The sequence below is a fragment of the Arenibacter latericius DSM 15913 genome, assembly GCF_000424985.1.
Lineage (GTDB): Bacteria > Bacteroidota > Bacteroidia > Flavobacteriales > Flavobacteriaceae > Arenibacter > Arenibacter latericius.
This window is the reverse complement of sequence record NZ_AUKX01000075.1, coordinates 1-9,392: the sequence shown is the minus strand read 5'-3', so window position 1 is coordinate 9,392 and position 9,392 is coordinate 1. Positions and strand designations below refer to the sequence as shown.

Below are 9,392 nucleotides of genomic sequence, written 5' to 3'. Positions count from 1 at the left end.
CATGCAACTTTTCTTTTCATACCTTAAGATACGAAAAACAGTACTTTTCTTAAAATATAAAGCACAAAAAAGAGGCTGCCTTTTTAGACAGCCTCCTTAGTAGCGGGAACTGGACTCGAACCAGTGACCTTCGGGTTATGAGAGCAGAATATATTGGTTTTTAATGGTCTTAAAAAAGCTTAAATTACTTGAAATCAGTGAGTTAGTAAAAATTAGAATACAGGTAAAACCATATAAAACTGCCAAATGTTGTACATATGTTGTACAGTAAATTAGTTGCTTTTCATTATCTTTAAGGTAAAATCATTGGAAATAATGGCAACAATTAGAATCGTTCTCAGAACAAATTTCGCTAAAAAAGATGGAACCTCACCACTTGCCATTCGCATTACTCAAAATCGCAAAACGCGATTTGTGTACACAGGTAAATATATTTTAGAAAAGGACTGGAATAAGGACTTGTGCAAGGTCAAAAAATCCTATCGAAACTCTACAAGACTCAATAATTACTTGCTCGTTAAATTAGCCGAAGCAGAAAGAATTGTATTGGAAGCAGATATAGCGGATAAACATATTACAAGTAAGGAAATTCAGAAGAAGGTGCAGCGAAAGGGAGGCAGCGTTTCTTTATTTCAATTTGGAGCACAAAGGGTGCTAAACAAGTATCAAGCAGGGGTGTTTTCGGTGTGTAAACCAGATTTATCGATTCTGTATAATCTTCGGGAATTTAAGAAATGGAATAAATTTGAAGAACGGGAAACAGTTGTAAATGGGATTAAAGAGCGTAGGCGTCAACGTGTGGGAAGATCTAGAAAACCTGGTTATTCTTTTACGGAGGAGGTAAGACGACAATTTGAAAAAGATACCTCCTTATATTTTGAGGATGTAACTGTATCCTTTTTGAGCAATTTTAAAATATTTTGTATTTCATATCTAAATCAGAAAACCAGAACCGTCACGAATCAGCTTGTATTTATCCGCACTCTTTTTAATGCGGCCATAAAGGAAGGGATAGTGGACGCTAGATAATATCCGTTTTCGGGAGAGAAGGAGCGTATTCGTATTAAGTCTGGCCATAAGATTGGCTTAAATAGAGAGGAAATTGGGCGATTGGAGAACGTGCATCTGGAAGAGGAGTCTTCTATGTGGCATACGCGGAATGTCTGGTTGTTTTCCTTTTATTTTGCGGGCATGCGAATCTCGGATGTGTTGCAAATGAAATGGTCCGATCTTAAGGATGGTCGTCTATATTATGTGATGAATAAAAACGAAAAGCCCTTAAGTCTTAAAATTCCCGACAAGGCAAAAGTGATTTTGGACTTGTATAAACCTTTACAATTATCCAATGATGACTTTATTTTCCCCTATCTAAAGGAGGCAAATACAACTAGTAAGCGAGATATTTTTGTGAAATCACGGAATGCCACCAAAATTCTCAATAAGTGCTTAAAGCAAATAGCTGAAAAATGCGGGATTGAAAAGAATCTTTCCAACCACATTGCACGCCATTCCTTCGGGAACATTGCTGGTGATGCCATTTCGCCCTTAATGTTACAAAAGCTATACCGCCATAGCGACTTACAAACTACCATTAATTATCAGGCTAACTTTATCCATAGGGATGCGGATGATGCCTTGGATGCAGTTTTGAATTCTTAGTTATTTGCTGTTAGGTATCGTGTATAACCCAAGTTTATTGAAGGTGTTGTTTTAATATTGAGAGGTTCACTTTGAGCCTCTCAATATAGTAATTGAAACTTTGTGAATACTTTTTTGGAGAATAGTGAAGTGTCTGAAGTTTTGAACTAATTCCGTTTTAGTCATTTACAATCCAACTATTAATCGGCCATAACTGTCCCCTGTGTAAACACCAGAACGCACCTATTTATAAAAATTGTTTTTGATGCACGAAGAATTTAATAAGCCTAATAAAAAATACGTGTAGAACGTTTAAGTAGGCAATTGTACGACAATACTAGAATCTGTAATAGCGAACATAAAGAGAAAGCTTCCAGCCAAGAACTGAAAACCTCTATTATTGAGCATAGGGAACGATTTAATGGGATGCGTGGTATTGATTACGGTACGTTATTCCCGCCAAATCTTAACCTTATCCCACTAGAAAATTTTATAAAAGCTTGGGTGGACGATTATAAAACGATGCAAACCAATATTATTCCGGAAGATAGTCCAAGTTTTACAGACTTTTTGGAAACCGTTAAAAAAGCAGCCAAAGAATACAACGCGTTGAAATTTGAATAAATGAGTAAAAACCCAATAACCAACCGTCAAGATAACGCTCTACTAAAGAAGCGATTAGAGAATCTAATTTCAGCATGTCGGTAATAAAGACTATAATAGGTTTCTATATTTTTTCAGTAACGTAAAGTAGAATTTGCTTTTTAGTGTATATTTGTAAAATATGTTTTACGTTATGTCTAGAAGCAGGATGGTATTGCTGCCTAAAAATAAGAAGCTTTTACAAGCAGTGGGAGAAAATATTAAGTTAGCACGCTTACGTAGGAAACTAACAATGGATCAGGTTTCAGAGCGAGCAGGAATTTCTCGTCCCACACTTTCTTCCCTAGAAAAAGGAAGTCCTTCAATTTCTTTAGGTATTGTTCTCCAAGTTTTGTTAGTATTAGGGTTGGAGAAGGATATATTGCTTTTGGCCGACGATGATGTATTGGGTAGGAAACTACAAGATGCCGCTCTAACCGTAAAGGAGCGCGGCCCAAAAAACATCAAAAAATAATGACACTGGAGCGTAAAGAAATATTTGTATATGCACATTGGGATGGAATTGAAGCTCCATTCTTAATGGGAAGTTTATTTGCTACGCCATCCAGAGGGAAAGAAATATTTTCCTTTGAATATGATAAAGAATGGTTGCAATCGGATTATGCCCAGATCTTGGATCCAGACCTACAACTATTCGAAGGAGCCCAATACCTCAATGATGAGAAATCTAATTTCGGTATTTTCTTGGATTCCTCACCTGATCGATGGGGACGGGTGCTAATGATGCGCAAAGAGGCGGCCAAAGCCAGAAAAGAAGATCGTCGCCCTAAAGCCTTAATGGAGTCAGATTATCTACTTGGAGTTTACGACCATAACCGAATGGGGGGACTTCGTTTTAAAACAGTAAAGGAGGGTTCTTTTTTAGATGATAATGAAGCTATGGCCGCACCGCCTTTCGCTGCGCTTAGAGATCTTGAATTTGCCAGCCTACAACTAGAGAAAGATGATGCCCCAGATAATCCGGAATACCTAAGATGGCTCAATATGCTAATGGCCCCCGGATCTTCATTAGGAGGTGCAAGACCTAAGGCAAATATACAAGGCACCGATGGTAGTTTGTGGATTGCTAAATTTCCAAACCAAAATGACCAGCAGGATATAGGTGCTTGGGAAATTCTAGCGTATCGGCTTGCGATACAATCCGGTATTGAAATGGCACCATCAAGAATCCAAAAATTTTCGCATCACCAACATACCTTTTTAACAAAACGCTTTGATAGGAAGATCGATGGTACCCGTATCCATTTTGCCTCTGCCATGATCTTATTGGGATATACTGACGGAACCGACTATCAAGATGGGGCCAGTTATTTAGAACTGCTGGAATTTTTAATGCAGAATGGGGCTGATGTTGATAATGATCTCAAGAAGTTATGGAGACGTATTGCTTTTAATGTATGTATCTCCAATACGGATGATCACCTTCGCAATCACGGATTTCTGTTAACGGATTCAGGCTGGATACTTTCACCAGCTTATGATATCAATCCAACCCCGAACGGCACAGGGTTAAAACTTAATATTTCAGAAAATGACAATGCTTTAGACTTAGACGTAGTAAGGGAAGTCGCTCCTTATTTTCGGTTAAAAGAAAAAGAAGCTAATGCAATTATCAATACAATTCGGCAGAATGTAGGTCAGTGGCAACAACTAGCGATGGATTTAGGTATTCCAAGAAATGAAATGAAATTAATGAAGAATGCCTTTAAGCATTAAACTAGCAGCTGTAAACTAATTTGTGTTTTTGCTTTTAGAAAATTGCTGTTAGGTGTCTTGTAGCGCCTGAGTTTTATTGAAGGTGTCGTTTAAATATTTTGAGGTTTATTTTGGATCACCTCGATTATAATTAATGAAACCTTGTGAATATGTGCTTTTGAGGGGTTTATGAAATGGCAAAAAAAGTTTTGATCTAATATTGTTTTACTCCTTTTCAATCCAACTACTGAGCAGTTTTGTGAGATTGATCACAGGAAGCAGAATTCCATTCCATGGAGAATTGATTGTTTTTCATAACCCATCCCCTCTGAGTTGGGTATGATATCAAAATATAATTTAGTACCACTCTGTTTATAGAAGATTTTTTAGACCTTGGAAACAATTTAGCGGAGGCAAGGTCAGATGTTCAAGAATAATATATTGTTGAGGTAAAAGACTGCGATTTTTTTCTGGATATCGTGGTATTTGAATGCGAATTGAAGGGGTATTAAGATTTGGTTGATTTTATGTTTCGTTCAATTTCCCTGATACAATGCTTATTTTTGACAGGGATGTGTACAATATAGGTCAAACATGGAAAAACTTATAGGGGTCATACAACGAGTAACCTATCACAACAGGGAGAACGGATGGACAGTTTTGAGGGTTGCCCCTATAGGCAAACCCCATGAATTGAAAACGGTAACAGTGCATCAAGCTAATGTATTTGCTGGGGCCACCATGGAGTTTGAGGGAGAATGGGTGCAACACGCTAAGTATGGGGAACAATTTAAATCGCATAGCACCTTTGAGCGGAAACCTTCCAGTGCATCGGCATTGGAAAAATACATTGGATCTGGCCTAATCTATGGAGTGGGACCTAAAATTGCCAAACGGATCGTGAAACATTTCGGAAAAGATACCCTGGATGTTTTTGAAAGTGATATTGAGCGATTGAAGGAGGTCCCCGGAATAGCGCAAACAAAACTGGAGCAAATAGAATCTTCTTGGACGGAACATAGAGAGATCCGCAATGTAATGCTGTTTCTGCAGGAATATGGTGTAAGTACCTTATTTGCGGTCAAGATTTATAAAACCTATGGGAATGATGCCATTAGGATTGTGGAAAACAATCCTTACCAATTATCAAAGGATATTTATGGTATTGGTTTCTTTTCTGCCGATAAAATAGCATTGAGTATGGGGATTGCAAGAAATAGTCCCAAACGAATGCAAGCAGCAGTGAGTCATGTTCTTTCCGCTGCAAGGGAACAAGGCCATTGCTACCTAGAGTTGGAGAATATTCAAAAAGAGGTCAAAACCCTCTTAAAGGAGGATTTTTCCGATTTGTGCCAGGAGGTAGTACGCCAAATGGAAAAGAATAACGATTTAAAAGTTCGGTTAAAACAAGAAGAAGAACTAGCGGTGAAATGCTATTACTCTAAGTCCTTGTATTTTGATGAGTTGCACACTGCAAAAATTACGAGGTCTTTTCTTAAGAATGAGGTGGTCATTGATGCAGAAAGAGTTAATAATTGGTTGAAGCGCTTTAATAAACTTCAAGAGTTTCCCTTGAGCGAAGAACAGTTTGATGCCGTTTACGGAATTTGCCAACATCCCTTTTCAATTTTAACTGGCGGACCAGGATGTGGAAAAACGACCACTACAAAAGCCTTGGTGAAACTATTGTTGGCGATGAAGAAAAGAGTGACCCTTGCAGCACCTACAGGTAGAGCAGCGCAGCGAATGAGTGAAGTAATAGGGGAGGAAGCACAAACCATACATCGATTACTGGTCTGGCAACCACACACAGGACAATTCAAGAAAAACGAGGAAGATCAACTGGATACGGATTTTGTCATTATTGACGAGAGCTCTATGCTCGATATCTCCATAACGGCATCCCTTTTAAAAGCAACCCCTCTTTCAGCACAGCTACTGCTTATTGGCGACCCCAATCAATTGCCCTCGGTAGGAGCCGGTAATGTGTTGAAAGATTTGATAGAAAGTGAAGAAGTGCCGGTTTTTAATCTAAAAAAGGTGTTCAGACAGGCCAGCGAAAGCCAAATAATAAAATTCGCCCACGGAATAATTCAGCGTAAAATTCCCCGCATAGAATCGCCCATCCATATGCCGGATATCTGGAATAAAAAAGTGGATTGTCTTTTTATAGATTCGGAAGAAGCGACCAAGGAGCAAACGCTTTTCATTAAGAAAATAAGAAAGTCAATGCGGTATGTGATAGATAATGAAGGTTTAGCTTTTCTACGGGAGCAGGGAGATGAGGAATCGGATGATAGGTATAAAACCATCACCCAGGAGAAGGATATTTACATTAATCCTACCAGTAAAGAGGAAATAGAAAGGTTAAAAAGCACTGGAGTTCGCTCGTATATTTTTAATATTCCTAATAAATTCTTGCACACCAATATTGAATCGCTATTGCGGTCGGAATCAAATGCGGAAGCCTTAAAAGGGATTGTGAAAAAGATTCATCCTTGGTCCAGTATTAATTATGGATTTACCGCCTCGGAAATGGTGGTAAGACTCTATGCAAAAACAATTAAAGAGCGCTTGGGAGAGCATACGGAGGTACAGATCATGACCCCCATGACGGTTGGAAGTATGGGATCGCGTAATCTGAATCAACTAGTACAGGAAGCCGCTAATCCAGAAAAAGAAGGAATTGCAAGTTTAAAAGTTGGCGACCGTACATTCCGTGCCGGAGATAGGGTGATTCAGCGAAGAAATAACTACGACCTCGAAGTATTTAATGGGGATATTGGGTACATAACTGCAATTGATAACCCATCCAACTCTTTAGAGATCACCTATAAAGCAGGTGAAAATATACGTCAGGTACACTACGAAAAACAAGATGTTTTAGACTTGGATTTGGCTTATGCCATTACCATTCATAAATCCCAAGGGAGTGAGTTTGACGCGGTAATAATTCCAGTGGTGTTGCAGCATTTTAATATGCTTTATCAAAACCTGATTTATACCGCACTTACACGGGCCAAAAAAATGGCTATATTTGTAGGGACTCGAAAAGCATTGGGTATTGCTGTCAGAAATATTGATAACCGTACCAGAAAAACGATGCTGAAAACCATCGTCCAAAACGATAGATAATTTCTTTGTTTTTTCAAAAGCACTAAAGTTATCATATCGACTCTTATAAAAAAACATCCATTTATGGTTTTACAATAATTAATAAAGGCAAAACAAATTATTGATACCCTTTAATCTTTATGCTTTCTCTGCAAGAGAATTTAAAAATATATGATTTCCCATAGTGTTTTAGAAAAAAAAGCATTTTTGAAACATGATTGGGGTCTTTACGTAATGATTACCGAGCATACCAAGAATAAAATTTCGTTCATTATAGGCGCTGGGAAGATGAAAAGCGTAAATTTGGCCCTATTGGAGGCGACCATAAAAATGAATTTTTTTGTTCCTCAATAGTTCATCCATTAGGTCCAATAATAAAAATAGATACTGCCATATTGGTTAATACCCATACCTGATTGTAACATGGATGAATTTATAAATAAAATCCCCGATGTAATTATAAGCCGTGGCCAAGAATATTTCACAAATGGCCATGTATTAAAATTACAAGAGAAAAGTAAGGGAACCTGGTCTGCAAAGGTTTCAGGCAACTACGGAAACTACAAGGTGAAAATTGAAACTGATGGTGTAGGTGGCGTTCGTAGTTACTTTTGTGATTGCCCTTACGACGGGGTCATTTGTAAACATGTCGCCGCAGTAGCTATTGCAATAATGGAAAAACAATCCGTTACCCATATAGAGCAGCAACAACCAAATCCACAAAATAATTGGGAACACTTAATAGAAACTACTAGTGCGGAGGATCTAAGGAGCTTTGTGCGTGACTATGGAAGTCAAAATGAAGGGTTCAGACGGCACTTCGTTTCAACCTTTTCAAAGCCGGAAGCTATAGACCATCGCGAAACTATAGGGTACTACCAATACCAGGTTAATGGGATTTTTGAGGATTATGAATATGGAGGGTATATTGATTATCGCCATAGTTACAAGGCCATGCGTGATGTTGATCATTATCTTATCCTAGCCAAGGATTATTATGGGAAAGGAAATTTTAGCGATGCCTTTTCCATTGTAGCTGCCATCGCCATGGAAGGTGTCAAAGCCATTCAATACATGGACGATTCCTCGGGTCAATGCGGTGTTGCCATAGCAGAATCTTTTGAAATGATTGGAAACATCCTGAACACAACCGATTCAAAAACCTTACAGAACACTATTTTTGAATGGCTACATAAACAAGTGCAGAACTCCGATTATAATGATTACGGTGTAGGAGATCATTTAGAAACGCTATTTTTTGAAACTGCCATCGTATTGAACCACCGGAATAAGGCCCATCAATTTCTGGACCTTAAAATCAAGGAACTGGCCGATTCGGAAGGTTGGAGTAAAAAGTATTACTTACAAGAATATTTATTGAAAAGGATTGACCTCTTGCAATCCGAAGGAAAAACCGAGGAAGCTGATACTATAATTGACGCGTATTTGAATTATAGTAAATTCCGCCAAATTCGGGTGGATAATGCCCTCGCCGATAATGATTGTAATCAGGCTAAAGGGTTAATCCTTAAGGGTATTCAAATTGCAGGTCAAGAAAATGAGGCGGGTACAATTCATGATTGGAAAGTGCAATTGCTTGAAGTGTATAAGCAGTTGGGAGATGATACCCAATATCGTAATCTTGCCAGAGAACTGTTTGTAGAGAACACTTCAGAGATTGCGTATTACAGGTATTTTAAGCAGACCATTCCCCTTGGCGACTGGGAATTTGAACGAAATCGCTTGATTACTGAGTTGAAAAAACGCCAACAGCGCTATTATCAGGGAATACCACCGAACGATTTGGCCCAGATTTTCATAGAGGAAGGAATGACCTTAGAACTGCTCCAGCTTGTCGGGGGGTCAAACAATATTTACATGATCATGGAATTCACCCATCTACTGGATCCTGAATATTCGGAAGAATTATTGGGCTTCTATAAATCAGCCATCGAAATTGAAGCTACTAATACCGGTAGAAATGAATATAAAGCCTTGGTGCGCTATTTAAAAAAGATGGCAAGTGTGAAGGGTGGGCTTTTAGCTGCTCAAGAATTAAAGGAATCCTTACTTCAACAATACAAGAACAGACCCGCTATGAAGGAAGAATTTCAGAGATTACAATGGGTTTAGCGAATTGTGTCTTCTTATTATTGGACAAGTTTCACGGATTTATGATATCCGTATGAGGCTGTCTAAAAAGGCAGCCTCTTTTTTGTGCTTTATATTTTAAGAAAAGTACTGTTTTTCGTATCTTAAGGTATGAAAAGAAAAGTTGCATG

At 38.4% G+C, this 9,392-nt stretch carries 8 protein-coding genes; all 8 read left to right on the top strand.

Translation table 11 applies throughout. From position 1 onward, the window contains the following. Nucleotides 1-315 precede the first annotated feature (315 nt). The 8 genes from H344_RS22195 to H344_RS0116170 all read left to right on the top strand — a co-directional run bounded on the left by H344_RS22195 (nt 316) and on the right by H344_RS0116170 (nt 9,243). Nucleotides 316-1,029, top strand: a complete 714-nt coding sequence (locus tag H344_RS22195) for a phage integrase SAM-like domain-containing protein (RefSeq protein ID WP_240485005.1) — start codon at nt 316-318, stop codon at nt 1,027-1,029. Between the two features lie 114 nt (nt 1,030-1,143). Beyond that, on the top strand, nt 1,144-1,659 hold the full coding sequence (locus tag H344_RS22190; protein ID WP_262482295.1) for a tyrosine-type recombinase/integrase: 516 nt from the start codon (nt 1,144-1,146) through the stop codon (nt 1,657-1,659). A 303-nt stretch (nt 1,660-1,962) separates the two neighbouring features. Beyond that, on the top strand, nt 1,963-2,262 hold the full coding sequence (locus H344_RS20605) for a hypothetical protein (RefSeq protein ID WP_026811246.1): 300 nt from the start codon (nt 1,963-1,965) through the stop codon (nt 2,260-2,262). 172 nt (nt 2,263-2,434) lie between these two features. Continuing rightward, the gene (locus tag H344_RS0116190) at nt 2,435-2,755 is read left to right on the top strand and encodes a helix-turn-helix domain-containing protein (RefSeq protein WP_026811245.1); all 321 of its coding nucleotides are present in this window, start codon (nt 2,435-2,437) and stop codon (nt 2,753-2,755) included. Next, entirely contained in the window at nt 2,755-4,017 is a 1,263-nt protein-coding gene (locus H344_RS0116185; protein ID WP_026811244.1) for a type II toxin-antitoxin system HipA family toxin, read from the top strand. The genes H344_RS0116190 and H344_RS0116185 overlap by 1 nt, the downstream gene beginning before the upstream one ends. Nucleotides 4,018-4,590: 573 nt before the next feature. Then, nucleotides 4,591-7,131, top strand: coding sequence for an SF1B family DNA helicase RecD2 (gene recD2 / locus H344_RS20600; protein WP_034256864.1), 2,541 nt, complete (start codon nt 4,591-4,593; stop codon nt 7,129-7,131). A gap of 186 nt (nt 7,132-7,317) precedes the next feature. Then, complete coding sequence (locus H344_RS0116175) at nt 7,318-7,464, top strand: hypothetical protein (protein ID WP_157378351.1); 147 nt, start codon at nt 7,318-7,320, stop codon at nt 7,462-7,464. A 69-nt stretch (nt 7,465-7,533) separates the two neighbouring features. After that, nucleotides 7,534-9,243, top strand: a complete 1,710-nt coding sequence (locus H344_RS0116170) for an SWIM zinc finger family protein (protein ID WP_026811242.1) — start codon at nt 7,534-7,536, stop codon at nt 9,241-9,243. Nucleotides 9,244-9,392: the final 149 nt, after the last annotated feature.

Bases quoted from the DNA above. Each gene is read 5' to 3' on its own strand.
- H344_RS22195 (WP_240485005.1), top strand. From the start codon at position 316: ATGGCAACAATTAGAATCGTTCTCAGAACAAATTTCGCTAAAAAAGAT.
- H344_RS22190 (WP_262482295.1), top strand. From the start codon at position 1,144: ATGTGGCATACGCGGAATGTCTGGTTGTTTTCCTTTTATTTTGCGGGC.
- H344_RS0116190 (WP_026811245.1), top strand. From the start codon at position 2,435: ATGTCTAGAAGCAGGATGGTATTGCTGCCTAAAAATAAGAAGCTTTTA.
- H344_RS0116185 (WP_026811244.1), top strand. From the start codon at position 2,755: ATGACACTGGAGCGTAAAGAAATATTTGTATATGCACATTGGGATGGA.
- recD2 (WP_034256864.1), top strand. From the start codon at position 4,591: ATGGAAAAACTTATAGGGGTCATACAACGAGTAACCTATCACAACAGG.
- H344_RS0116170 (WP_026811242.1), top strand. From the start codon at position 7,534: ATGGATGAATTTATAAATAAAATCCCCGATGTAATTATAAGCCGTGGC.